Annotated in this window: 21 protein-coding genes; 8 read left to right on the top strand and 13 right to left on the bottom strand. The window is 47.8% G+C overall.

Annotated features, from left to right (window positions below):
• Nucleotides 1-287: LysE family translocator (locus tag BUF15_RS24745; RefSeq protein WP_159441380.1), on the top strand; the 287-nt coding region annotated here is incomplete at its 5' end.
• Nucleotides 288-792: 505 nt separating this feature from the next.
• Here the strand turns inward: BUF15_RS24745 and BUF15_RS24735 are convergent.
• From BUF15_RS24735 to BUF15_RS24710, 7 genes are all read right to left on the bottom strand, one after another.
• Complete coding sequence (locus tag BUF15_RS24735; RefSeq protein WP_143170871.1) at nt 793-1,431, bottom strand: TetR/AcrR family transcriptional regulator; 639 nt, start codon at nt 1,429-1,431, stop codon at nt 793-795.
• 606 nt (nt 1,432-2,037) lie between these two features.
• The gene (locus tag BUF15_RS24730) at nt 2,038-3,249 is read right to left on the bottom strand and encodes a saccharopine dehydrogenase family protein (protein ID WP_073616824.1); all 1,212 of its coding nucleotides are present in this window, start codon (nt 3,247-3,249) and stop codon (nt 2,038-2,040) included.
• Between the two features lie 88 nt (nt 3,250-3,337).
• The gene (locus tag BUF15_RS24725; protein ID WP_073616822.1) at nt 3,338-4,387 is read right to left on the bottom strand and encodes an ABC transporter substrate-binding protein; all 1,050 of its coding nucleotides are present in this window, start codon (nt 4,385-4,387) and stop codon (nt 3,338-3,340) included.
• A gap of 158 nt (nt 4,388-4,545) precedes the next feature.
• A complete protein-coding gene (locus tag BUF15_RS28525; RefSeq protein ID WP_234981271.1) occupies nt 4,546-4,776 on the bottom strand; it encodes an ABC transporter permease in 231 nt (76 codons plus the stop codon).
• Nucleotides 4,770-5,336 carry an ABC transporter permease gene (locus tag BUF15_RS24720; RefSeq protein WP_234981270.1) on the bottom strand — a complete coding sequence of 189 codons (567 nt, stop codon included), beginning with the start codon at nt 5,334-5,336 and terminating at the stop codon, nt 4,770-4,772. Before BUF15_RS24720 ends, BUF15_RS28525 begins: the two co-directional genes overlap by 7 nt.
• Nucleotides 5,333-6,241 carry an ABC transporter permease gene (locus BUF15_RS24715; RefSeq protein WP_073616820.1) on the bottom strand — a complete coding sequence of 303 codons (909 nt, stop codon included), beginning with the start codon at nt 6,239-6,241 and terminating at the stop codon, nt 5,333-5,335. Before BUF15_RS24715 ends, BUF15_RS24720 begins: the two co-directional genes overlap by 4 nt.
• Nucleotides 6,238-7,281, bottom strand: a complete 1,044-nt coding sequence (locus tag BUF15_RS24710; RefSeq protein ID WP_073616818.1) for an ABC transporter ATP-binding protein — start codon at nt 7,279-7,281, stop codon at nt 6,238-6,240. The genes BUF15_RS24715 and BUF15_RS24710 overlap by 4 nt, the downstream gene beginning before the upstream one ends.
• A 1,121-nt stretch (nt 7,282-8,402) precedes the next feature.
• On the opposite strand from BUF15_RS24710, the gene BUF15_RS24705 reads away from it, so the two are divergent.
• The 6 genes from BUF15_RS24705 (at nt 8,403) to BUF15_RS24680 (ending at nt 15,103) form a co-directional block, all read left to right on the top strand.
• A complete protein-coding gene (locus tag BUF15_RS24705; protein ID WP_407642651.1) occupies nt 8,403-9,755 on the top strand; it encodes an IS110 family RNA-guided transposase in 1,353 nt (450 codons plus the stop codon).
• Between the two features lie 424 nt (nt 9,756-10,179).
• The gene (hoxE, locus tag BUF15_RS24700) at nt 10,180-10,707 is read left to right on the top strand and encodes a bidirectional hydrogenase complex protein HoxE (protein WP_073616814.1); all 528 of its coding nucleotides are present in this window, start codon (nt 10,180-10,182) and stop codon (nt 10,705-10,707) included.
• Complete coding sequence (locus BUF15_RS24695; protein WP_073616812.1) at nt 10,697-12,343, top strand: NuoF family protein; 1,647 nt, start codon at nt 10,697-10,699, stop codon at nt 12,341-12,343. Before hoxE ends, BUF15_RS24695 begins: the two co-directional genes overlap by 11 nt.
• Nucleotides 12,340-13,104, top strand: coding sequence for a bidirectional hydrogenase complex protein HoxU (gene hoxU / locus BUF15_RS24690; protein WP_073616810.1), 765 nt, complete (start codon nt 12,340-12,342; stop codon nt 13,102-13,104). The genes BUF15_RS24695 and hoxU overlap by 4 nt, the downstream gene beginning before the upstream one ends.
• Before the next feature lie 20 nt (nt 13,105-13,124).
• Nucleotides 13,125-13,664 carry an NADH-quinone oxidoreductase subunit B family protein gene (locus BUF15_RS24685; protein ID WP_073616808.1) on the top strand — a complete coding sequence of 180 codons (540 nt, stop codon included), beginning with the start codon at nt 13,125-13,127 and terminating at the stop codon, nt 13,662-13,664.
• A gap of 23 nt (nt 13,665-13,687) precedes the next feature.
• Nucleotides 13,688-15,103 carry a Ni/Fe hydrogenase subunit alpha gene (locus BUF15_RS24680; RefSeq protein WP_073616806.1) on the top strand — a complete coding sequence of 472 codons (1,416 nt, stop codon included), beginning with the start codon at nt 13,688-13,690 and terminating at the stop codon, nt 15,101-15,103.
• Nucleotides 15,104-15,217: 114 nt separating this feature from the next.
• Here the strand turns inward: BUF15_RS24680 and BUF15_RS24675 are convergent, their stop codons facing one another.
• From BUF15_RS24675 to BUF15_RS24655, 5 genes are all read right to left on the bottom strand, one after another.
• Entirely contained in the window at nt 15,218-16,246 is a 1,029-nt protein-coding gene (locus tag BUF15_RS24675; protein WP_073616804.1) for a zinc-dependent alcohol dehydrogenase family protein, read from the bottom strand.
• Between the two features lie 31 nt (nt 16,247-16,277).
• Nucleotides 16,278-17,906: a chaperonin GroEL gene (gene groL, locus BUF15_RS24670; RefSeq protein ID WP_073616802.1), complete on the bottom strand. Its 1,629-nt coding sequence runs from the start codon at nt 17,904-17,906 to the stop codon at nt 16,278-16,280.
• Between the two features lie 205 nt (nt 17,907-18,111).
• Nucleotides 18,112-19,077 (bottom strand): patatin-like phospholipase family protein, encoded by a 966-nt coding sequence (locus BUF15_RS24665; protein ID WP_073616800.1) that lies wholly within the window; start codon nt 19,075-19,077, stop codon nt 18,112-18,114.
• Nucleotides 19,078-19,244: 167 nt separating this feature from the next.
• Nucleotides 19,245-20,657, bottom strand: a complete 1,413-nt coding sequence (locus tag BUF15_RS24660) for an HD domain-containing protein (RefSeq protein WP_084554561.1) — start codon at nt 20,655-20,657, stop codon at nt 19,245-19,247.
• Nucleotides 20,658-20,804: 147 nt separating this feature from the next.
• The gene (locus BUF15_RS24655) at nt 20,805-23,462 is read right to left on the bottom strand and encodes an ATP-binding protein (protein WP_073616796.1); all 2,658 of its coding nucleotides are present in this window, start codon (nt 23,460-23,462) and stop codon (nt 20,805-20,807) included.
• 496 nt (nt 23,463-23,958) lie between these two features.
• Between BUF15_RS24655 and BUF15_RS24650 the strand changes: the two genes are divergently transcribed.
• Nucleotides 23,959-24,336, top strand: a complete 378-nt coding sequence (locus BUF15_RS24650) for a hypothetical protein (protein WP_073616794.1) — start codon at nt 23,959-23,961, stop codon at nt 24,334-24,336.
• Between the two features lie 341 nt (nt 24,337-24,677).
• Here BUF15_RS24650 and BUF15_RS24645 read toward each other — a convergent pair whose 3' ends face one another.
• The gene (locus tag BUF15_RS24645; RefSeq protein WP_073616830.1) at nt 24,678-24,971 is read right to left on the bottom strand and encodes a transposase; all 294 of its coding nucleotides are present in this window, start codon (nt 24,969-24,971) and stop codon (nt 24,678-24,680) included.
• Nucleotides 24,972-24,988 lie beyond the last annotated feature (17 nt).

The following is a 24,988-nucleotide window of genomic DNA, read 5'->3' as shown; positions in this document are numbered from 1 at the left end:
TCTACAGGGGTTTTCTCATAAATATCCTAAACCCTAAACTTTCCATATTTTTTCTTGCATTCTTACCTCTTTTTGTTTCTTCCTCCCCAATTTCCCCAACATTACAAATGGTATTTCTTAGCCTTGTTTTCATGGGGATGACATTAGGGGTTTTTATTCTATATGGCATTTCAGCCAATGGTGTTCGGCATTATGTAGTTAATTCACCAAAAGTTATCAGGCGATGCCAACGTACATTTGGTATCATTTTTACGGGATTAGGGGCTAAACTGGCATTTACTGATTAGCAAATACTCACGTCATAATTTTGTATCATAAAATTGAGCTTTCCAATGCCAATACGAATAGATACAAAATCTGCGCTCATTAAGGTTTTTCCTGAGGGTAAGCCTTACCACTTCCCTAAAATTGCTCAAGAATGGAGCAAATTGACTGAAGAGACTACCAAAGAATCATCTAAATTTAAAGCTCAGGTGAGATTACTATTTGTTGCTGCGACCTCTTCAGTAGATATCTTAAGTTAGAGTAAATTTTGAGATTGCTGAGCTTGGACTTGGCAAGATAGGCCCCACGAAAGCCTATCAAATTGGACACCTGACGAGGTGTACTGCGATCAGCAACGAAAAGCGGCGTAAAACAGCCCAAGCTCTCTCCCCCCGGAGAGATATCCTGGGGCACGAACTTTGAGGGGGAGTAAGCTTAAAAAAGGAAGTGGTAGTCCTAAAAGATGGACCGTTTCATCTTGCGTTGACAGGCCTTCCCAGGTCCGTAACATTCAGATCGCGACTCAGATCACCCGTCCTTTTCAACGAATGGCTCAAACTCAGGGAAAAAACTTGCGAGATACACATAACACGCCTTGATGGCGTTTTTACTGCTCAACCGACCAGGCGCGATAAGATACTCAGTATGCATGCCGTCGATGATACCCGTGAACGCAACCGATAACTCTTTAATAGGGATACCTTTTATTTCATGTTGTCCTTTTGCTAACAATGACAGTAACTCCTCTATCGAATCCTCATATGCCCGGTCGCCTTCTGTACAGATCTTGAGATACATTTGTCGATATTGTGGTACTCCCCAGTACGCCTGCCAAATTGACAGGGTTTCTTCAGTGGCAAATGGTTTGCTTAACAATACTTCTACGAGTTCGCTGATTTTCTCAGCAGGACTTTTCGTAGCATCGTCAATAACTGATTTCCAGATGGCTTCATGCTCTTCATAAATCATTTTCAGCACATCTATCATCACCTGCTCTTTTGTCTCAAAATGATAGTTGCACATCCCTCTCGAGAGACCAGTCAGTTCAGCTACCCGCGCCATCGTCACCCCGGTGAATCCTTCCTGCGATATTATCTGCGCAATTGCCTTTAAAATTCTCTTTTGCGTGTGCTGTTTCTGTTCTGCTCGCGTCGTATGATTCACCATGATTTTTATACCCCGATCCGACCTTGAACTGACTACTCCTGGCAAAGGCAATGAGAAAAACTCCTTCGACCAGTCTGACGCTGTTTCTGATGTATAGCTTGTCTCGTTTTTCCTTAAATCGTGCCCCTGCCACCGTAGCGTACAGCATCTGCGCCATTAGATAATATTCATATATATAACAGTTAATTAGATCCAAACGGACAGCAGAGAAGGGCCGTGGAGGAGCTGAGAATCCTGATCGCATTGTACAGCGATACGATCAAGGACGACATTCAGCATAATGCATGCCGTTTGCATTCTACTATCTTTTCGACCAGTTATAAAAACAACTGCCATTAACCTTTTCAAGTGAAATTTCAAAACGATAATAATTCACTTTGCTTTCCTGGTTGGTTAGATGGCTGTCCTCTGAACCAGAGCTGGCCGTCAATTCACTTGAGTGAGGTGTTTTTTCGCAGTCAGCATAAAAACGCAGACATCGCGATACGTGGCCACGGTTAGCACACTATCTGGCGCAATGGCCGCACTCCCCTTGAGGGTGCGGTCATTACAAACATCTGAAGCTAGCCTTTCACACACATGTGATGTCTTAACCTGGAAAAAACGTCAGCTTAAATACTCATCAATGGTAATTTCCAGTTTAGCGAGCTCTTGAATGACATAGCTTCTCGAACTTTGGTTTAACTGTTCAGGCACAAACACGCCTTTCTCTGCAAGCAATCCTTCCGCCATCAGAGCAGAAAAGACTGCAGCACATTGCCCTGTGGAGTAGGATTCATGTGTCATCTTTGCTTTAGCAAACGCATCCTTTAAGCCTGGGAAATTTGTATAGCTGTCAATCTGGCGGCTTTCCCCGTTGACTTTGCCACGAAGGCGAACGAGGAATGCACCTTCATCCTGTACAATGCCTTCATCGATAACTGCCTGAATCTCCTGCTCAAAGCGGGGAGCCCTTGGGATCTGCTTCATCAGCAGGTCAAAAGGTACGACCTTTGAACCATTTACTTCAACCTCGTCTTTGCTAAGCATACCGAGTTTATACAGGTATTCTGACATCTCAACCTGGGGACCACCATATTTGAACTCGATATTTTTGGCTCCCTTGAACACCTGACCCGCTAGAAGACCCATGGTAACAGGTTCATCGTGTTCATGATCGACCATCCGTATTTCCCGATCTATTCCACGAAATTTCATCATAATCGGGCGACTGAACGGAATATCAGTGACAATCTGTCCGTTTTCGGTCCGGAAGGTTTTATACATCATATCTCCAAGGGCAACTTCCGGTGACCACCAGAACGGGATGAAGCGCTTACTTATGAAACCATCATAAAAGAAGATGCCGATGTAATCGCAGCTATCAAGCCGTTCAACCGATTCCCGGGCTATTACGTTTGCAAGGCCCGGGGCGATTCCGCATCCTACCAAAGCGACACGCTCCTTGGCCTTGAACCTTGCGCTCCAATCTGAAAACAGAAGCTTGTAGCTTTCAACAAAGCCAATATCCTCCATCGGTCCTGCAAGGTCCATATAGTCTGCATTTACCGTCAACGCTGCTTCCATTACTTTGAGGTTAAATTCAAGGGGCAGGCAGTTTACGATGAGGCTGCAGCCTTCAGCCGCAGTGACAATACTGTGCAAGTCATTGGCATCTACCTGCAATCCTATAGCCTTAGCTAACGTCTGTTCGTGATGTTTTGCCAGAACCTGGTCATAATCTGCACAGATGAGCCTTTCTACACTCCCATGCTCATTGAGGTGCTTTGCAATAGCACACCCCTGTGCACCTAAGCCCAAAACCAGTATTTTCTTCATAAAATTCTCCGCAATACTTAAAAGTCCAAACCTTTACTTGTCATCCCAACAATTCTTCAGGGAAAGAACAACGTGATGGGCTAATGAATCAATGAGACTTGATACGTGTCCATGCTGCATCATAGAGACGCATGGTTTTCCCGAGATCCCCGGCAACATAGAGTTTACCAATGGTTTCCGCATCTGGATAAATCTGTTTGTTGTTGCGATCCTCCGGAATGATAAAGGGAAGTGCAGCCTCGTTCGGGGTTGCGTAGCTATTGTAATTTGACAACTCAGCCCCAACCTCTGGCGAAAGTATCCAATTAATCCATTTATGCGCTGCATCCGGGTTAGGTGCCTGGGCCGGAATTGCCATAAGATCGATCCAGTACTCCCCGCCTTCGCGCGGAACAGCAAATCCGAACTTGTCAATGTTTTCAGACACTTCACGCAAGGCGTCACCGTTGAATACGACAGCGATCTCAGCAGATCCGGCAACGACATCATTCTTGCCTCCAACACCGGTTTTAAAGCCGAGACAATTTTTACTGTTTTTGGTCCTGGTCAAAAGCTCCGTCGCTTCTTTTACTTCGTTGATGTTGATCGAGTTCGGGTCGTAGCCAAGATAAATGAGGGCCTGCATCATCGAACTGCGGACATCGTCGATCAGCCAAAAGGCTTTGGCCTGCTTCTTCTGGTCAAAAATAACTGCCCAACTGGAGGCTTCCTTCTCTGAAACCTTCTCTTTGTTGTACATTAACCCCACTGTTCCCCATTGCCAGGGCGCTGTGTAGGCGTTGCCGGGGTCAATTTCCATCGTGCGAAATTTGGCTATGACATTCTTAAGGTTTGGGATCTTCGTATGATCCAGGGGCTGGATCAGCTGCAACCCTTTCAGAGCTGGCACGACATACGAGGAAGGAATGATAATGTCATATTGGCTCACACCTCCTGCCTGAAGTTTAGCCAGCATATCCTCGTTGCTTTCGTACACATCGATCAGCACTTTTATTCCAGTTGCGGCTTCGAAATCTTGCGAGAATTTCGCCTCGTCCATGTATTCAGACCAGGTAAAAACCCGCAGCTCATTGTTTGCTGCCAACGATGGACTGGCAAAAAGTAATACAATCACGATAAGATGTATCAGTTTGCTCATGATTCTCTCCTTCTCATTTTTGAATTTAGCGAATCTGTGCTCATCCCCGTTATACTGCTCATTGACGTGTCTGCCGCCTCAACGGGTACCGGTTTACCGTCTGTGCAACTCAATCAAACGGTGAGTTGTCTTCTGTAATACCCTTTATCTGCAACCATCTACTTTGTTCTGGATATCCGCTCCGCAACCACAACAAGCATGACAGTCAGCAACACGACGATCGTTGATAACGCGTGAATTTGTGGGGTAACTCCCCGTCTGACTGCCGAATAGATATACAAAGGCAAAGTTTGTGATTTGGGGCCTGAAGTGAAAAAGCTGATGACGAAATCATCCAGTGAAAGGGTAAAAGCCAGCATTGCTCCTGCGATTATGCCCGGCATCAACATAGGTAAAAGGATGCGACGCATGAAGTAGAAATTGCTGGCAAACAAATCACGCGCGGCTCTTCCAGCTCAGTTCCTATGGCCACAAGTCTGCTGCGCACTACCAGGGCGACAAACGCGATCTGGAATGTGATGTGGCCGATGATCATGGTGACCATCCCTGGCTCAAAAATCGACGACAACGCCCGCAGGAGAGAAAAGACGACCACAAGAGAGCCGGCCATGACGATATCGGGAATGACCACCGGGAAATGCAACAGGATATCCAGAATGCTGTTCGTCTTACCGCCCCAGGGGTAGCGACCGATCCCAATCGCCAGCAGGGTGCCAATGACAGTCGAGATCAGCGTTGAAACCACGGCGAGCACCAATGTGTTCCAGGCAGCACCTAATATGTAGTCGTTGTGCAGTAATCCGAGATACCATTTCATGGTAAACTCCTGCCATACCCAGCCATACTTCGCCGAATTGACCGAGAATACGGCCACGCCAAACAGCGGCAGGTAGAGCATGGTGATGGAGAACAACGAGATGGTGACAATCGCGGGGTTGCTCTTTTTCATATGACTTCCACCTTTGACCCCTTCTTGCGATACAGGCGCATGGAGAGCAATGTGAGCAGCATAAGCGCCATGCTGATCGCGGCACCGAATGGCCAGTCACGGCTGGTACCGAACTGCTGCTGGATGAGGTTGCCGACCAGCATGAATTTGGCACCACCAAGGAGGTCCGGGACGACAAACGTTGCCATTGTCGGCACCAGCGTCAGGATGATCCCAACGGTTAGTCCAGGTATGGTCTGCGGCAAAATCGCCTGGGTGAACACCCGCGTTTTTGATGCATACAAATCCTGAGCGGCCTCGACCAACGACCAGTCCAGCCGTTCAACACTTGAATAGAGTGGCAAGGCCAGAAATGGCAGGTAGTCGGTGATCATCCCGATGTAGACGGCCAGGGGGCTCGGGTACAAAGCCACCCCTTCAGGGATGAACCCGAGAAAGGCCGCGAGCTTTGCAAAAGGCAGATCCGGAGCCAGCAGCAGGTACCAGGCGTACGTCCTGATAACGATGTTGGTCCAAAATGGAATAATCAGTATTGTCAACCAGATGAACCTGGTATTAACTGAGCGTGAAGCGATAAAGAACGTAAGCGGATAGGCAAGCAGTATCGAAACCAGAGTGGTGATAAAGGCGACAACTACCGAGCGGCCAAGGATCAGCAGATAATCAGCCGTCCAGCCAAACTCCCCGAAACCAGCCAGTCGTTTATAGTTCTCAAGAGAGAAGTTCCAGACGATGTCGCCATACAACCCTCTCTCGGCAAAGCTCAGAACGATGAAGAGAACGGATGGCAGAACCAGGAACACCAGCAGCCAGAACGCGCCGCTTGAAAGAAAGAAGAACCCCTGCCGCTTTATCGCGCAGGTGGTTGTCATCTGCCCATGCCAGAGAATTCCTTGATTTTTCATCGATCCTCCTCCAGAACAACCAGCTCAGGCGGAGGGAGTTCGAGCCACACCTGGTCACCAACCGCAAAGTTTTTGAACGAGTTAGTCCTTACCCGCAGGTGACCTGGGGTAACTGTCAAATCAAAATCGGTTCCTCGATAGACAATGTCCTGTACTGTCGCATGTACCCCATTGATTGCAGGTTTTTTGCCGACTTTGATCCACTCCGGCCTGATCGCGATAAGCCCCTCTTGCCAGTCCGGCTGCTTATTGAGCTGCAATGTTCCAATTTCAGTCTCGACTCCGCCATTTACCCGTTTTGCCTTGAACAGATTGGCTGCGCCTAGAAACCGCGCGACAAAGGGGTTACGCGGGTAGTCGTAGACGTCCTCAGGCGTGCCGCATTGAATCACCTCGCCGTGGTTCATCACAGCGATGCGGTCACTACAGACCAGCGCTTCGGATTGATCATGAGTAACCATGATGAAGGTGGTCCCCAGTTTGCGCTGCAACTTCCGAAGTTCCTCCTGGACCTGGACTCTCAGCTTGGCATCAAGCGCAGACATCGGTTCGTCCAGAAGCAGGATGTCCGGTTCGTTGACGAGTGCTCGGGCAATAGCGACCCGCTGTTTCTGGCCACCGGAAAGCTGGTCGGGAATACGCTGTTGCATTTCGCCCATTTCGAGCATTTCAAGCGTTGCATTGACCTTTTTTCTGATCACGTCTTCGGCAAACTTTCGTGAGCGAAGCCCGAATGCGACGTTCTCAAAAATCGTCAAGTTCGGGAAAAGAGCGTAGCTCTGGAATACGGTGTTAACCTGTCTTTTCGCGGCAGGTTGCATGGTTATGTCCTGACCACGGAGTGTAACAGTACCTGAACTTGGTAGTTCCAACCCGGCAATGATTCTGAGTAGGGTTGTCTTACCGCAACCTGAAGGTCCAAGCAGAGTGAAGAATTCGCCTTGCCGTACACCCAGGCCGATATCCTTTAAAGCAATAAAATCACCGAATGTTTTTGTGACATTGTTAATGATCAGGTTGTCGTTCTGAGTACTGTTCATTCTCCCCCCCAAGGATGGATATAGGGTTGTAATTGTCTAGCTAGGTCGTGTTTTCGAGCTGAGCGGCGCATGCCTCCTGGGATAAGCAAATCCATACCTGCAACCTTCTGAGTGGAGAATGTTGAGTTTGGTCTTCGCCACCTCATTCCTGTTGTAAAAGTTGAAAGCAGATTCATGATGTACCCGCCATTTACTTTTGGCAGAGCCTTGTTCCGGTTAACCCTCCTCTATTATCTCATAATCAAGAGCTTTTACGTAACTTGCCCTGATATCGAACAGTGGTTCTGGTTATTGGTGTAGTCTGTCGTCTCTATTCAATGACTGAAAGTTTGACCGAACGATCGTATAGTCAACCATTATTGACTATACGACCGTTCGGTCAAACTTGTCAATTCCTAATTTGAAATAAATCGCAGATTATTCGACAGTTACCGGAAAGAGGGCACGATGTTCAATTATCGTTTTTGCGGGAATGTGAAAATTACTGATGCAGATGTGATGTTTTACGCTTTATCAAGCGGATTTCTTGCTTTATGGCGAGGTTTATTGTCAGTGATGAAAAACCTAACGTGCTAGATGGTACACAGCAGTGTAGAGCGATTTAGGATTGAAGATGTATGCTACCAATCCGAAACGTCTTGCCACTAAGTCTGATTGAGGGTTTCCTGATATGGTAGGATCGGCCAACAACCTATAATTGCGCCAAAATGGAGCAACTGTAAGGAAAAGCTTACCAAAGAGAAGGACATACGAGCGTTCGAAAGGCATGCTTGTCAATCTCATTACCAGTTAATCGATCATGAGCTCATGGACAATCTCTCCTCTGAGACTGCATTTTTCCTGTTAGCGAATCTCCCGGCAACTAAGCACGGGGCCAAACCGTAAAGTAACACCTGTCATAGCCGTCCTCATTCCATTATAAATAGACTCAGGCGGTTCGAAGTAAGCCGAAAAACCAATGGTGTCATCTGTCTTTCAGAACCCGTTTGTTAGCGTGGCTCCGGATGTTGTGACCCAAACATTGGTGAAGCTAAGACTTTTTTTGTGTCAGAGCTATCCCGTTTAGAAGACTACTATTAAATCACCTTCCGGCGACCGCCATACCTATGGGAGATTTGATGATGGCCAAGCGAAAGAAAAAAGGAAAAACGGTAAAAGCTCTGCACGTTCTACAACCTAACGGGGCCGGTATCGATATCGGAGCGACAGAGATTTACATTGCCGTACCAGAAGATCGTACACAGGAATCAGTTAGGTGTTTCGGTACATTCACCGAAGATTTGCACAAAGCTGCCCAATGGTTAAAGTCGTGCAGTATCGATTCAATTGCCATGGAATCAACAGGTGTCTACTGGATTCCAGTCTTCCAGATTTTGGACAGCTATGGCTATGACGTTATACTGGTGAATGCTCGTCACGTGAAAAACGTACCTGGACGTAAGACTGACGTTCAAGATTGCCAATGGCTCCAATATCTTCACTCCGTCGGGCTTTTGCGAGGATCGTTTCGACCATCCCAAGATATTTGCGCGATACGTTCTTTACTTCGCCATCGAGACACAATGGTCAAATCAGCATCAAGCCACGTCCAGCATATTCAAAAATCCCTGACCCAAATGAATCTCCAGATTCATAACGTGATTAGCGATATTGTTGGCGTTACCGGCCTTTCGATCATTGATGCCATTGTCGCTGGTGAACGAGATCGTGAAAAATTGGCTAACCTAACTGATCCAAGGATAAGAGCAGATCGAAAAACCATCCTTAAATCGCTTGAGGGTGATTTTCGTCCGGAACATCTGTTTACCCTCAAACAGGCTCTTTCATCCTATCGTCATTATCAGCAAATGATCCGAGAATGCGATCTAGAAATTGAAATTCATCTCAACGCAGCTGATTCCAATACTGATTTTGACGACAACCTCACACCACCATCGTGTCGCTCAAAATCCAAGGCGAAGGATGATAGTGCAATCTTTGATTTACGGAGACATTTACACCGGCTCTTTGGAACCGATCTAACCCTGGTTGACGGTATCAGCACACTCACTAGCCAGGTACTTTATACGGAAATCGGTCCGGATCTATCCATGTTTCCAACGGCCAATCATTTCTGTTCCTGGTTAGGGTTAAGCCCTCAAAACAAGATCAGTGGGGGTAAAACACTTTCATCAAGAACTCGACCGGGTTCCAATCGTGCCGCCCAGGCGTTACGTATATCGGCGAACACATTAATTCGAAGCAAATCTTATCTTGGCGATTATTATCGGCGTATGCGTACACGTCTTGGTGCTCCAAAAGTAATAACAGCAACGGCACATAAATTGGCTCGAATCATCTATTTTTTAATCAAAAATCGAAAACCGTTTGACGAAACCATATTTGCCGAGCAAGAACGAAAACACCAGGAAGGCATGAAAAAACGCTTTATTAATCGAGCAAAATCATTTGGTTTACAGCTTATCGCGGATTGATTTTCATTTTTTGTTACTTAGAAGAAGGTATTTGAAAAACAGAACTTCCTTTATTCAGCGGTAGTGTAGACATCAGGTGGCGAAAGGTTCACAAAAGGTTTGACCTGCCAATCTCTGTGCTTGGAGGAAAGTACCATCCCGGTCACTGCCCCTGGTTGTCGCGCATCCTTTTGTAGCAGTGTAATGTTGCTCAGTTATTATGCTCGAAGGCAAGTCGTAATCAAGATGTGAGTTCAAGAATTTTCTTGGTCACTCTTGAATATCGACAACAACTCTTCTATTTTCCTCAGCGTTACGATAACCTAACAAATAGAAGATCTCTTGTTTGTTTTTACGTGGTGTATTGCAAGCAGTTTATGACTTTTTAGCCAAGTGTCAGTCCGAGCAGTCGAATCTGGATATTACGTCAGCGTCGGGAGGTCATATGGAGCGAAATGGTAGAGATTCCTCTTTGTCTGAAGAGAAATTCGCCATTATGGCGAAAGACCCACGGTGGCGAATGGTAAATCGGACCATTCGCCAGGGAGGTAATCAAGCCGATGCTCTCATAGAAACACTTCATGCTGTTCAAGATTCATTTGGCTTTCTCGATCGAGAGTCCATGGAGTATGTGGCCAACGCACTCGGGGTGCCGTTCAGTCTGGTCTATTCTGTCGCCACTTTCTACCACTATTTCACCTTAAAACCGGCTGGTGAGCATACCTGTGTCGTCTGTCTGGGGACAGCCTGCTATATCGGCGGTTCGCAAGCCATCCTGGAACACATCGAGGAGCAAACAGGTATCAAACCGGGAGAGACCACTGGCGACGGCAGGTTTTCGTTGCTGATTGCCCGCTGTTTCGGTTCCTGCGGCCTGGCACCTGCTGCGGCTTTCGATGGGCAGGTGACCGGCAGGTTGAATCCGCAAAGTGTTGTTAAACGGATATGGGAGTGGACCGGCCATGATGCTTGAAGAATTCAATCAGATTGGGATCAGCGAAAGAGAACGGCAGCAGGCATACCGATATCACCTCCGGGTTTGCGGGGCTGCAGGTTGTCTCTCCTGCGGTAGTGGGGAGTTGAAAGAAGCCCTGGAAAAAGAGGTCGATCGTCAAAGTATGACCGGGCAGGTTGAGGTGAAGAGTGTCGGTTGCCTCGGCCTATGTACCGCCGGTCCGCTGGTTCAGGTTGAACCTGGCGGGGTACTGTATCAGCAACTGCATGTTTCTGACGCCACTGCTGTGGTTGCATCCCTCGCTAGTGGTCCGGCTGCAGGTCTGTGCTGTCCGACCGATCAACATTTTTTCAGCAGACAAACAAAAATTGTATTAGAAAACTGTGGCCGAATAGACCCTGAGCGAATCGAGGAATATATTGCATGTCAGGGGTATACGGCCTTGTATCGGGCATTGCGTGAGCTGACGCCAAGAGAGATTATTGATGAGATCACCGCCAGCGGTCTCCGCGGTCGTGGAGGGGCCGGTTACCCGACCGGTCTGAAATGGACCACGGTATCAAAGGCGATCAGTGAGAACAAGTTCGTGATCTGTAATGGCGATGAAGGTGACCCGGGAGCATTCATGGATCGAAGCGTCCTGGAAAGCGATCCCCACAGGGTGCTTGAGGGGATGATCATCGCTGGATATGCGACCGGTGCGCATACCGGATTTATCTATGTTCGTGCCGAATATCCTCTGGCGGTCAAACGACTACGGAAGGCGCTTTCCCAAGCGGAACGGTTAGGCATTCTCGGCAAGAACATCTTCAACAGTGGTTTTGGGTTCGACATTCAGGTGAGGCTGGGAGCCGGAGCCTTTGTCTGCGGTGAAGAGACCGCGCTCATTGCCTCGATTGAAGGACGTACCGGCAGGCCACGTTCGCGTCCACCCTATCCGGCCGAATCGGGTCTGAAAGGATATCCCACTCTGATCAACAACGTTGAAACACTTGCGAACATTGCGCCAATCATTCGCCATGGCGGGGATTGGTTCTCTTCTATCGGCACGGAGAAGAGTAAAGGAACAAAGGTGTTTGCCCTTGCCGGCAGGGTCCGAAACACTGGTCTGATTGAGGTACCGATGGGTACATCTTTACGGGATATTGTATTTGAGATCGGCGGCGGTATTCCAGGCAACGGAACCTTCAAGGCGGTACAGACCGGCGGGCCGTCCGGTGGTTGTGTTCCTGCCCAGTATCTCGACATGCCGGTTGACTATGAGTCTCTGGCCGGAGTCGGTTCGATTATGGGGTCCGGAGGGATGATCGTCATGGACCAGAGTTCGTGCATGGTGGATGTCGCAAGGTTTTTTATGGAATTCTGCCGAACGGAATCCTGTGGTAAATGTCTGCCCTGCCGGGTGGGAACAGCTCAGATCCACAATATACTGAGCCGCATTGCCAGCGGCTTTGGCCGGTCTGCGGATCTTGCTGCTGTCGAAGAGCTGTGCGACCTGGTAAAGAATACGTCATTGTGCGGGCTTGGTCAGACGGCTCCAAACCCGGTGCTCAGTACCTTGCGCTACTTCAGGGAGGAATATCTGTCCCATATTGAGGGTAAACGGTGTCTCGCAGGCAGTTGCCTGGTTTCTTCGGCAAGGGAGGTGCTATGACGAGTGGTACGGTTTTACCGCGCAAACGGCGAGTTCGTCCGGTCGGTTCGCATCGAATTCTCACCTTTAAAATCAACAATCGGGATGTCAGTTCCCGCGAGGATGAAAGCATCCTTGCTGTTGCCAGGCAGAACAATATCTATATTCCAACGTTGTGTCACCTGGACGGCCTGTCTGAACACGGCGCCTGTCGTCTCTGTATTGTCGAGATTAAGAATGCACCGAAGCTGGTCCCGGCATGCATCACCTTTCCTCAGGAAGGGATGGAGGTGAGCACGTGTTCCGAGCGGGTGATCGATTACCGGAAAAAGCTCCTGGAGATGCTGTTTACCGAGCGGAATCACGTCTGCGCTGTTTGCGTTTCCAACGGTCACTGTGAACTGCAGGATTTGGCGATACAACTGAATATTACGCATGTCCGTTATGAATATCTTTATCCTCGTTTGGCCCTTGATGGCTCCCACCCGCGCTTTATCATGGATCACAACCGGTGTGTCCTGTGTCTGCGCTGCGTGCGGGTCTGTGATGAAATTGAAGGGGCACACACCTGGGATGTGATGAACCGCGGCCTGGATACCAGGGTTATAACCGATCTGAATATTCCCTGGGGCAGTTCCGAAACCTGCACCAGTTGTGGGAAATGTGTCCAGGTATGTCCTACAGGGGCTCTCTCGGAAAAAGGGAAATCTGTGGCAGAGATGGTCAAACGCCGTCAATTCCTCCCTTACCTGCAGAAGATGCGGCGCTGGGAAGAAGAGTAAAGATTGAGGGAGGAAAAGTAATGGCTGCTTTGCGCCCGCGTATTGCCACTGTCTGGCTGGATGGCTGTTCCGGCTGTCACATGTCGCTCCTGGATGGTGATGAACGGCTGATGGAACTTGCTGAGAAGATAGACCTTGTTTACGGACCGTTGGTGGATACCCCGGACTTTCCGGAAGAGGTCGAGATAACCTTGGTTGAAGGAGGGGTAAGCACCGATGACGATATAAGAAAACTCCGGTTATTGCGAAAGCGCAGCAATATACTGGTTTCTTTTGGTGATTGCGCTGTTACTGCCAATGTGCCCGGCATGCGTAACGAATTTCGTCTGGGGGAAGTGTTGCAGCGGGCCTATCTGGAAAATGTTTCCTGGCGACCATCAATTCCGGTCGCTGGTGTGCCGGTCTTGAAACCCCATGTTCGGCCTCTGCATGAATATGTCGAGGTGGATGCCTTTCTGCCCGGTTGCCCTCCCCCGGCTATGGCGATTTGGTACATGCTGTCTGAACTGATAGAGGGACGTCTGCCGGAGCTGGGTAATCGAACCAGGTTTGGCGCCTAGCTATACCTACAGGGAGGAAAGGAATGAGCCAGCAGTTCGTCATCGAACCGGTTAGTCGTATTGAAGGACACGGCAAGATCACCATAACTCTGGATGACCTCGGCCAGGTCGCGGATGCAAGATTGCATGTCACCCAATTCAGGGGTTTTGAAAAGTTTTGCGAGGGCAGACCGTTGAGCGAAATGGTCTCCCTGGTTCAACGGATTTGCGGGATCTGCCCGATAAGTCACTCCCTTGCTTCTGCTAAGGTGTGTGACGCAATTATGGGGGTTCGAGTACCGGATACAGCGATACGATTACGGCGTTTACTCAATTGTGGAGAATTCATTCAGTCTCATGCTCTCAGCTTTTTTTATCTCTCGTCTCCAGATTTGCTGCTCGGGCTGGATTCTCCTCCGGCAGAACGTAATATTCTGGGTTTGATGAAATCCAATCCCACCTTCGCGCGTGACGGGATTCGGTTGCGTCGGATTGGCCAACAAATGATCGAATGGCTTGCCGGAAAACGCATCCACCCGACCTGTGTTGTTCCGGGAGGGGTAAATGCGCCGCTTTCCCCCGAACATCGACAAGCGATGCAGGAGCTTATACCCGAGGGTCTGGAAATTGTTCAGCGGACCCTGCTACTATTCAAAAATATGCTCGATAGCTTCAGGGAGGAGATCGACACTTTCGCCAATTTTCCCACCTATTTCATGGGACTGGTTGATTCCGAGGGAAGACTGGAGCATGTTGACGGCAAACTCCGCGTCATTGATGCTGACGGCAACATCGTGATAGATCAGCTCGATTGTGAGCAGTACCAGGAATATATCGGAGAAGCGGTTGAAGAAGATTCTTTTCTGAAATCTCCTTACTACAAGCCACTTGGCTATCCGGATGGCATTTATCGGGTTGGTCCGGCTGCCCGGCTTAATGTTATCAGCAGTTGCGGTACTCCCCTGGCAGACCAGGAGTTGGTTGAGTTTCGCGGGCTGTCAACAGGACCGGTTTTAAGTGCATTCCACAATCACTATGCCCGGTTGATTGAAATTCTCTACTCGCTTGAGATGGCGGAGCGGTTACTGGCGGATCCCGACATCCTGAACGACAGGATACGGGCCTTTGCCCAACCCAATTATCCTGAAGGTATTGGAGTAGTAGAAGCGCCGCGCGGCACCCTTTTTCATCATTACAAGGCTGACGATCATGGCCTCATAACGTGGGTCAACCTGATTGTCGCAACCGGTAACAACAATCTGGCTATGAACCGTGGCCTCTTTCAGGTAGCCAGACATTATCTTCATTCACGGCAGCTTACTGATGATGTGATAAGTAGATTGCAGGCGGTGATCAGGGCATTTGATCCGTGTCTCAGTTGTTCCACCCATTCCCTGGGTGAGAAAGGGATTGTTATTGAGCTTATAACGGCTGACGGCAGGATGCTCGACAGCTTCTAGCTTCACATGTTACCAATGCTTTCCTCGGAGCCGTATTTTGCTAAGTCATTATACATAAAGGGTGTTCACTGATTTTCAGATATTACCTTCAGGAATAAGTTAAAGAAATAACACTCATTTTATCCTCAGGACCTTTGCCCCTAAGATCCTTCTTGTCTTAAGTTCTACCAGGCAACGGTTGGCCTCGGCCAGCGGATATTCTTTTACGTCCGGCTTGATTTGCATCTCCCTGGCCAGCATGAGAAATTCACTCACGTCTTTCCGGGTGATGTTTGCAACACTCTTTATCTCTTTTTCCAGCCATAAATCACGAGAATACTCCAGACCAAGAAGGGCATCTTTGTCGATGTTTTCCTTGGCAATGGCGTTGATTACCAATCTGCCTCCGGGTTCGAGATTTTTCAGTGCCTCTACCACCGGTATCCAGGCAGGTGTGGTATCAATAATATAGTCTAATTTCTCGGGTGGTTCCTTCCTGGTCTCTCCGGCCCAGGCAGCTCCAAGTCCTCTTGCAAACTCCTGCTGCTCACTTCCCCTGGCAAAAACGAAAACCGCTGTTCTCGGGTACAGGTGGCGGACCATTTTCAAAACCAGATGTCCGGAGGCCCCAAATCCCGTAAGCCCCAGTTTTTGCCCATCCTGAATCCCGGTGAGCTGCAGGGATCGGTAACCAATCGCCCCAGCACAGAGCAGAGGTGCCGTTTCCGTATCGCTGAGACCAACGGGGATGCGATATGCAAAACCTTCATGGATCGTCATATACTCGGCATACCCACCGTCCGTATCCCGGCCGGTTGCCTTGAAATCGCGGCACACGTTCTCGCAGCCAGCCTTGCAGAACTTGCAGATTCCGCAGGCCGAGTTGATCCAGGCAATGCCAACTTGGTCGTCGATTTTGAATGACTTGGCTTTTTCACCACAGGCCCGAACCCGGCCAACCACCTGATGGCCGGGGACCAGCGGCAAGCGTGGAGGCGGTGTACGTCCTTCAATGATGTCCAATTCGGTATGACAAACCCCGCAGACTGTAACCTGCACGAGGATTTCGTCGGCTGTCGGCACCGGATCAGGCAGATCCATCAGTTGTAACGGTGTCGGATTGTCATGAAGGTTGCCGATTTTCTGTAAAACCATTGCTTTCATTTACGTTCCGCCTTTTTCCCTCCCCGTTATATCAGTACATATCTTCATCCATTCCATTTGAAGGACTGCGTGTTTCTTTTTTCTTTTCCGGTTTGATGGCAATCACCGCTTCAGTTGTCAGCATCAGGCCAGCTATTGACGCGGCGTTTTGCAGGGCAAATCGGACAACTTTTGTCGGGTCGATTACGCCTGCTGCCAAGAGATTTTCATAGATTTCACTTTGGGCATTAAATCCGTAATCATTCTTCCCTTTTTGTACCGCGTTCAAAACGACAGACCCCTCATGGCCGGCGTTTTCGGCAATCTGCCGTAACGGCTCTGTCAAAGCCTTTTTCAGAATAGCGATACCGTTTTTTTCCTCTCCTTGAACAGTGAGATTTTCCAATGCCCCAATACATCGTACCAACGCAACGCCGCCGCCTGGGACGATGCCTTCTTCCACCGCCGCCCGGGTAGCGTTCAATGCGTCTTCAACACGTGCCTTCTTTTCCTTCATTTCGATTTCAGTGGCTGCACCGATATTGATAATAGCGACCCCACCTATAATCTTGGCCAGCCGTTCCTGAAGTTTTTCACGGTCATAGTCAGAAGTGCTTTCCTCAATCTGAACTCGAATCTGTTTTATGCGAGCGTCAATTGCTGTCTTGGCACCATTTCCATCTACGAGCGTTGTAGAGTCTTTATCGATCTTGACAGTCTTGCAGGTTCCCAGGTCCTGAAGCTTGATTTTTTCCAGTTTGAGACCAAGGTCCTCTGAGATGAGCTGTCCACCGGTAAGAATCGCGATATCTTCCAACATAGCCTTACGGCGATCACCGAATCCCGGTGCTTTTACTGCTGCAACTTTCAAGCTGCCACGCAGCTTGTTGACCAGAAGGGTGGCCAACGCTTCTCCATCTACATCCTCTGCTATAATAAGAAGAGGTTTGCCGGTACGTACGATCTCTTCGAGTAACGGCAAGAGATTTTTCATAATCGAGATTTTCTTCTCATATATCAATATATAGGGCTCATCCAGGACAGCTTCCATTTTATGAGCGTCAGTGACGAAATACGGAGACAGATACCCCTTGTCGAACTGCATTCCTTCAACGACTTCCAAGGTGGTGTCCATGGCTTTCGCTTCTTCGATGGTGATTACTCCTTCTTTACCCACCTTCTCCATGGCTTCTGATATCAATCGGCCTATCGTTTCATCACCGTTGGCGGAAATGGTGCCTATCTGTTCGATCTCCTTCTTGTTCTTCGTGAATTTCGATAGCTTCTTGAGTTCCGCGACTACCGCTTCAACACCTTTATCTATACCCCGTTTCAGCTCCATTGGGTTTGAGCCAGCGGCCACCAGTCTCACTCCTTCGTTACAAATTGCCTGGGCCAGCACCGTTGCTGTTGTTGTACCATCCCCAGCCTTGTCACTTGTTTTGCTGGCAACTTCTTTGACCAATTGTGCCCCCATATTTTGAAACCTGTCTTCCAGCTCGATCTCCTTGGCAACGGTCACGCCGTCTTTGGTGACAAGGGGAGAGCCCCAGGACTTGTGGAGTACAACATTGTTGCCTTTTGGTCCCAAGGTAACCTTCACTGCATTGGCGAGAATATTTACACCCTCTAAGATCGACTCTCGAGCTTTAGGTCCATATGCAATCATTTTTGCAGGCATGATGTTCTCCTCCGTACCAGTTGAATTTAGGCGGGGTTGAAACTTTGCTGTCAGTCAACGATCAGAAAAAAACGATAGCAGCGTTGTCTCTTCTCTTGTAGGTCTCTCGGAGTTAGAGAGCGTATTGCAATATATTTGTTGGACATGCAGGATGAAGCTGTCCATAAATAAAGCTATTGAAGCAGCCTGTTTCCCTGGCAGCCAATTATCTTGACGCCAGCAAGGTCTGGATATCGAGTAATTTTTCCTGGACACCTATATATCCTTCCTCAATAGCGTGCGCTACCCGGTCGAAATTCATCATTTTTAATTCGCCCAGACGTGGCTGGATCAGTATATCGGGTCTGTCTACAGCCAGATTTATGCGGCTGATACGTTCCTCCATGATATTGATAGAGGTAGTTATCGTCTCAATAATGTCTGGAGTCAAAGAATCATTCTGTCGAGTAGATGATTTTTTATTTTTAATGTTGGTTTCAAATGCTTCATAATAACCGAATATTTTCTTGATAATCGCACCTCGTTCATTTTGCTCTGCTTCAAGCGCTTCAGGTGAGACTGGCTGGTTAATTGTGTCGGGATGGCCTGCGGATGTATTTTTTTGACGTGAAACGATCCTGGTATTGAGATCAACTGCAATGACAATGTCAGCTCCCATTGCCCGAGCTACTCCAACTGGTACAGGATCGACAATGCCACCGTCTACCAGCCAGCACCCGTTAATCTGGACCGGTGCAAAAAGACCTGGGTAGGACATAGTTGCCCTGAGAGCATTGATGATATTCCCTGATTTGAGAACAACTTTTTCGCCGCGTTCAAGATCCGTCGCTACCATTGCTAACGGTATACGAAGGTCTTCAAAGTTTTTTATGGTGGTATGCATTGAGAATAGTTCGGTAACCCTTTTTGTACCGTTTAAAATTCCCGAGCGAGAAAACGCCACATCAAAATAGGAAAATATTTTTTTCCCATTCATCCTGAACAAGAATTCCTTGAGTGAGTTGAGGCCTCCACTTGCATAAATTGCACCGATATAGGCCCCGACGCTACAGCCTGCGATGATGTCAATGGGGATATTCGCGTCATCTAGCGCTTCGATAATGCCGATATGGGCCCATCCCCTGGATGCGCCGCATCCTAAGGCAAGTCCGAGTTTCTTGCGAGATGACATGGTCTTCGCTCTCCATCAGAAGAAAATGAGATATCAAAAGGCTGATAAAGGTTATAAATGAGCTATATCACGTGCGATAGACTATTTAATGATCGATCATAATTTTTCAGCATTTTTCAGCAGTAATGTGACATTACTGCTGACATTGACTGTCATCTTCCGAACCATCAGTTAATGCATCGTATCCTTCTGCCAGCTGGTATATGTTCTTGGCTGTTCGAGGTCCTCTTCAGGGCTCGCACCGATTGGTCAGGCCAAACGACCTCTACTGAATCAGTATCATGAAGAATATCAGATACCTTTGATGGTACACCATTCACCAGAATCAATGCCTGTGGATAGACCTCAATCTTTGCTTTCTGAAGGTATTGGCCAACAGTTATATTTCTGGGACAATGCATAACTTGTCCGGCTGAACCCCAAATGACCATATTATTTGTGTAAACCTGCTGGTGGAGAAGCCACAAGAACTCATCCGCATTTGGTCCTAAAATATCTTTTGCTTCAATTTCATCTGGCAAAGGGCTGAATTGATGCGTGTTTGTGGAAACGGTACCAATCTTGTTTTTATACTTGGAGTGTGCAGCAACACCGAATTCCGCCTCGGTATTCATGAGTTCAGTTCTGATCTGTATCTCCACCGGTTTGTAGGAAATATTGCGTACGGGAAAAATGCAGGTATGGAGTGATTGATACCCATTTTTTTTGGGTGAACTTATATAGTCATCAAAACAGCAGGGAATAGATGTGAAATGAGAATGAACAATGCCTAGCACCTTATAGCAATCAGGTATTGAGTTGACAATTATCCTGAGACCAATTCGATCCATAATAGATTGTATGCTTCTGCCACTTCGGACAATCTTCGTGTAAAGACTGTAAATACTTTTAATTCTGCCTTGCACCTCACCTTTGATGGCATTTCTTTCCAGGAGGATTCGCAAGCCATTCTTCAGGATATTTAAAATCTGCACATCCAATGTCGGAAGCGGTTCCACCCGCTGTTGTAACTGCTGATAAATGTCAGGTTCAAGAATGCGAAAGGCAGCATCCTCCAGTCGTCTTCGGATTTCTCTCTGATTAAGGCGGCCGGCTAGAGGGACAAATGTCTGCAAGGCCTCTTGTGCTTTCAGCAAATTGGGTTTCGTATTGCCAGCAGCCATCTGTTCAAGATCAATCAGGAGCAGGGCTATGGAAAGTATCGCTTTATGCGATATGTTTGCAGAAAGGCAGTGGGTATGGCTGCTGTCATTACATGGATTTTTACTCGATTCAGGGCGACCGAGTGAAGCTACCAGGGGTACTATTGTATTGCCGAACAGTTCTCTGACAGTTGCCGGACGTATCGTGCTGGCTAAAAGCATTTGGGCAAGGATGGTGGATATGACCACAGGTGCATGTATTCCCTGTTCGATCAGGAGTTGTGCCACAGAGATTATAGCCGGCGTAGGTTGTTGAGAACGCTTTTGCAGTATGGTGAAGGCCCGCTGAAAGAGAGCATGCTCATTCTCGGTGTAATGATTTTGGCAACACATCGCAGAAGGAGCGGTGAAGGCTGATTCCGACTTTGCTTGACTCATTGGGGAAACCTTTAGGCTAAACACATAAAGATAATGTTTTTAGCTCCCATAAAGTTCTCTATTTCCTGGCTGCAAAGACTTAAAGACAACATTGCTTAAGCAAAAAAATCAGAATAACGCCCTCTGTACGTTCCCCTTGCTCATCGGTTATGCACTCTCTTCAAGGGCAAAAGCAATCGCTTCCTTCAGTGCTTGACTGCTATACGGTTTTTTTAAGAAAAACTGTGGCCGCTCTCTGAAATTACCGCTCATTACGTGATCTTCACTGTAGCCGCTGACAAGTATTACTTTAATATCTGGCGATATTTCCCGGAGTTTCTGAAGTGCCTCCAGGCCATTCAAGCGAGGCATGGCAAAATCGCTGATTACAAACTGAATTTTATTCTTATGTTGCTGGAATATTTCAATGGCCTCGATACCGTCCGTGGCGGTAAGAATAGTATAGCCAAGATTTGACAGTAATGTGCTGGTGATTTCGAGTACAACCTTATCATCTTCAATCACCAGCACAGTTCCTTCCTGGCGCCTTTCTGGTATACTCGGTACTGCTTCAGGATGTGAGGGTAAACATTTTTGTGAGAGTGGGAAGTAGCAGCGAAAGGTACTGCCTAAACCCGGCGAACTTTCTACAGTGACAACACCGCCATGCGCCTTCACAATACCTTTGACCACCGGCAGCCCTAAGCCACGGCCAGCGAATTTTGTCGAATAGAAAGGATCAAAGATTTCTTCGAATTCACTTTCCGATAGTCCGCAACCGTTATCCCTAACTTCCAGGCAGGCGTATGATGTATCCGTCGGTTGCCAGTCTCGTGGAAATCTGTGGTGCGACCCTATCCCGGTTGCAAAGGAGGTCGTAACACGTAAGCCGATACAGTCATGCTCATCAGTCGTCGCCTCACAGGCGTTGGCCATAGTGTTGAGCAAGATCTGACGGATCTCTTCACTGCTGGTGCTGATGACAGGCCCAGGTCCTTGGAGGTCTGTTTCAAGTTTCAGTCCTCTATGTAAACGGTTTTTCAATGTAGGTAGGAACTCACGACAGATTAGTGTAAGATCATGTGGTTCCCGTTTACTATTAACCTGGCCCAGATATGTGAGCATCAGCCTGCTCACCTCGGCTGCCCTGACGGCAGCATCGAGAGCCGATGTGAGGTTGTAACGTGCCACGTCCTGTTCTGGTAAATGCTCAATAGCTAATTCAAGGTACCCCATAACCACCTGTAGCTTATTGTTGAAGTGATGGGCGATTGCTCCACCCATGCGTTGCAGACTTGTGGTTTTCTGAATTTGCCGTTTCTTTTCAGTTTGTTTTAATCGATCTTCTTCTGAACGTTTACTCCTGGTTATCTCCCTGAAACTTCCACGACGGCCAGCCCATTGCCCGTGGGTATCATATACTGGGGTACACGAGTGGCTGAGCCAACGAACTTCATCATCAGGGGTGAGAATACGAAAATCGAGACCCTTGTTGTCATGTGCATTTTGTGGATGACTGATTGAGAGATGTTCGAGAAGCTTCTCTCGATCTTCCGGGTATACAATATGCTCCATAAGCTCTGGGTCTTGAAGAAAGGCCTCTACTGTATATCCGGTTACCCTTTTGCAGGATGGTGAGACATATTTATAGGTACCATCTGGTGCCTGCCATGTTTCCATGGCATACGTAAATTCTGCAACAGTGCGGTATTTCTCTTCACTCTTGCGCAATTGATCCTCAGCCTGCCGACGGCTGATCGCCAACGCCAGCGTATCAGCTATTCTTTCAAAATGTTGAATCAGTTCAAGCGTAAATCTGCCGGGACAGCGATCGTTGAATTGCAGAAGCCCGAGGACGCGATTATCGCTGTGCATGGGAATCAGTGCAACCGACTCATAACCTTCGCTATTACAGCGATTGCGGGTACAAGCCTGGCGGTCGCTTTCCGTGCTTTTTGCGAGCAGGGCTGAAGTGTTGTTGCTCCAGAAGCTTCCCCGGGCGGTGAAAAAGGGTTGCGAGGCATCAAATCGACCTGACAGGACATTGCCGCACATACAATCAAGTACAGGATTGCCGGTGAAGTCGCGTTGCAATGCTCCATCCGGTCCATAAAGGCAGAGAACACTTTCCGCTTCGACAAACGACAATGGGAATCCACGGGTTTCATAATAGGGATAGTCTTCACCATCCCGCAACCGGATACCAACAGCTTCACAGTCTGACCAGCTCTGCAGGGACGCAGTCAATTCCGATATACAGGTACGCAGATCACCGGTTGCGTTAATCTGTGTAAGCAGACGAGCCATGAGCTCACGCTCTTCTTCCACCTTTTTACGGCCAGAGATATCCGAAAAAAAGACATGACATACGCGCTCTCTTTGAGCACCGCAGGAGAGAGATGCGTGCACCTGTACCCAAGCCACAGTTTTCCCTGCTTTCACCATCTGCAATTCGAAAGCCTGTGGCTTGCCTGAGGAAAACAGCTGTTGATGATACTGGTTGTAGGTGTCTATATCATCTTCATGAATGAATCTGGGTATCGACAGGTTGATCAGCGTGTCGTTGGGGACATTGAGCATACAGGCAGCGTGCAGGTTAGCCTGAACAATCATACCTTTCTCATTGACGGTAAGACAGCCTATCGGCACCGCATTGTAGAAATCGAAATACCGGGTTTGTTCGGCTTTGAGTTGCTCCTGTCGCCTTTGTAGTTCATCGTTTATCCGCTCAATCTGTTCCTTATACTGGTGCAACTCCTGCCGGGAGCCGGCTGGGAGTGACTCGATATCACCAAGAATCCGTTCACTTTGTATATCTGGGCTCATAGGATCCAACCGATGCGGATGTTGTGTATGCCTTTCTCACTTCTTCTCGTTTGGCATTAAAGCACCTGATCAAATCTGATCTTTTTCGAATCAATGCCGCTCGGTTAGAAATTGCAACGACCAGGTAAAGCAGTTGAATGAACTACTACGTTTTACTGTACCAATTCGACGTGGAAACTCTACACTTCCAATCTATCACCCGAAATTGTATAAATCAATATACTGCAAATGTTTGATAGATTGAGGTGATCAGGAGGGGCGTCTTTTCTTCACTCTGAAATAATGAGAATTCTTTCGAAAATCGTTATGCAATAAAATACAAGTGAAATATGGAATTGTTTTCGCGGGTACGGAAATGTAAAAAACATAACCTTGAGAGCATACGGAACCGATACCGACCTTATATCCATGTGCCGAGAAGTGGAGAAGAGACTATAGTCATCGAGCCAACCATTTCTGATGACTTCGTTTTATAATATCATTGTATTAACAGGCAATGGCAACCGACAACAGCAGAAAAGACGGCTTTTTTAATCTGAGAAAGCGAGCGGAATTATGGCTCTCAGGTTCTGAACAATACCCTTCTTTACCCCTTACTCTGGAAGAAACCCACAAACTGGTTCATGAGCTCCATACCCACCAGATTGAGCTTGAGCTTCAAAATGATATCCTTAGGCGGCTCTGCTCTCAATATTTGGGAGGAAAATCCTCAGGTGAAACCAGCAAGCTATTAACCCTGCCAGAGCAAATCTTCTGTGCAGCTTGCCTACCAGCGATGAAGATAACTATTGCATCGCGACATAGTCCGCCCGACCCTTTTCATCCATTGGAGGTTAAAGTCTTAGCGTGGTTTTTCGTTCTTATGGAAAGTTAATCATGAAGCCACTACCGATGAAAACGACAGACTTTCGGTCCCAAGGTCACCTTCACTACGTTGGCCAGAATATTCACATCTTGTATTAATCCGGCAATTATTTAGGTGAAATTTTCATGGGCACTCTGATTCGGCCTCCTGATGAGATTGCCACTTTGCGGGCAATCCAGGAGGATACTTATTTTGTATCATGATGTCTGTGTACCTATTTGGCCGCAGGTTTAATAATAGAAACATAAGCGACCGACACCAGAGGGGCCGGTATTGATAACCCCTAGAAGGGGATAGATTGCTTTGCCTTTTCAAGAGGCAAAGGGAGTTATCCCCAGCTTTTTCTCTTTTCAGAATAATCTGTCTTGTTTTTCCTGTTTCTGTTCTTCTTGCAGCTCATACTTCACATATTTCCGTACCATCTCTTCATCCAAACCAACGGTATCGACACAGTATCCGAGTGACCAGAAATGATTACCCCAATAGGGTTTATTCTTCAATTTCCTAACTCTATTGAAAATTCTGATCGCTGTCCGCTCTTTAAGTACTGCGACAAAATTCAATATTGATATTTGGGGAAGCGCAAACACAATATGGTACTGACAACACCATATCGTCTGTGATAACTTGCGGAAACGGCTCATTGCTTCTCCTTTCGTTG

The sequence above is a fragment of the Desulfopila aestuarii DSM 18488 genome, from assembly GCF_900143695.1.
Classification (GTDB): domain Bacteria; phylum Desulfobacterota; class Desulfobulbia; order Desulfobulbales; family Desulfocapsaceae; genus Desulfopila; species Desulfopila aestuarii.
This window is presented reverse-complemented; position numbering and strand designations above follow the sequence as displayed.

What these genes read in the sequence shown, in the direction of transcription:
- groL (WP_073616802.1), bottom strand. Translation starts at nt 17,906, where the DNA reads ATGCCTGCAAAAATGATTGCATATGGACCTAAAGCTCGAGAGTCGATC.
- BUF15_RS24655 (WP_073616796.1), bottom strand. Translation starts at nt 23,462, where the DNA reads ATGAGCCCAGATATACAAAGTGAACGGATTCTTGGTGATATCGAGTCA.
- BUF15_RS24735 (WP_143170871.1), bottom strand. Translation starts at nt 1,431, where the DNA reads ATGGTGAATCATACGACGCGAGCAGAACAGAAACAGCACACGCAAAAG.
- BUF15_RS24680 (WP_073616806.1), top strand. Translation starts at nt 13,688, where the DNA reads ATGAGCCAGCAGTTCGTCATCGAACCGGTTAGTCGTATTGAAGGACAC.
- BUF15_RS24705 (WP_407642651.1), top strand. Translation starts at nt 8,403, where the DNA reads ATGGCCAAGCGAAAGAAAAAAGGAAAAACGGTAAAAGCTCTGCACGTT.
- hoxU (WP_073616810.1), top strand. Translation starts at nt 12,340, where the DNA reads ATGACGAGTGGTACGGTTTTACCGCGCAAACGGCGAGTTCGTCCGGTC.
- BUF15_RS24675 (WP_073616804.1), bottom strand. Translation starts at nt 16,246, where the DNA reads ATGAAAGCAATGGTTTTACAGAAAATCGGCAACCTTCATGACAATCCG.
- BUF15_RS24660 (WP_084554561.1), bottom strand. Translation starts at nt 20,657, where the DNA reads ATGAGTCAAGCAAAGTCGGAATCAGCCTTCACCGCTCCTTCTGCGATG.
- BUF15_RS24710 (WP_073616818.1), bottom strand. Translation starts at nt 7,281, where the DNA reads ATGAACAGTACTCAGAACGACAACCTGATCATTAACAATGTCACAAAA.
- BUF15_RS24645 (WP_073616830.1), bottom strand. Translation starts at nt 24,971, where the DNA reads ATGAGCCGTTTCCGCAAGTTATCACAGACGATATGGTGTTGTCAGTAC.
- BUF15_RS24695 (WP_073616812.1), top strand. Translation starts at nt 10,697, where the DNA reads ATGATGCTTGAAGAATTCAATCAGATTGGGATCAGCGAAAGAGAACGG.
- BUF15_RS24725 (WP_073616822.1), bottom strand. Translation starts at nt 4,387, where the DNA reads ATGAGCAAACTGATACATCTTATCGTGATTGTATTACTTTTTGCCAGT.
- BUF15_RS24730 (WP_073616824.1), bottom strand. Translation starts at nt 3,249, where the DNA reads ATGAAGAAAATACTGGTTTTGGGCTTAGGTGCACAGGGGTGTGCTATT.
- BUF15_RS24715 (WP_073616820.1), bottom strand. Translation starts at nt 6,241, where the DNA reads ATGAAAAATCAAGGAATTCTCTGGCATGGGCAGATGACAACCACCTGC.
- hoxE (WP_073616814.1), top strand. Translation starts at nt 10,180, where the DNA reads ATGGAGCGAAATGGTAGAGATTCCTCTTTGTCTGAAGAGAAATTCGCC.
- BUF15_RS24685 (WP_073616808.1), top strand. Translation starts at nt 13,125, where the DNA reads ATGGCTGCTTTGCGCCCGCGTATTGCCACTGTCTGGCTGGATGGCTGT.
- BUF15_RS24650 (WP_073616794.1), top strand. Translation starts at nt 23,959, where the DNA reads ATGGCAACCGACAACAGCAGAAAAGACGGCTTTTTTAATCTGAGAAAG.
- BUF15_RS28525 (WP_234981271.1), bottom strand. Translation starts at nt 4,776, where the DNA reads ATGTTGATGCCGGGCATAATCGCAGGAGCAATGCTGGCTTTTACCCTT.
- BUF15_RS24665 (WP_073616800.1), bottom strand. Translation starts at nt 19,077, where the DNA reads ATGTCATCTCGCAAGAAACTCGGACTTGCCTTAGGATGCGGCGCATCC.
- BUF15_RS24720 (WP_234981270.1), bottom strand. Translation starts at nt 5,336, where the DNA reads ATGAAAAAGAGCAACCCCGCGATTGTCACCATCTCGTTGTTCTCCATC.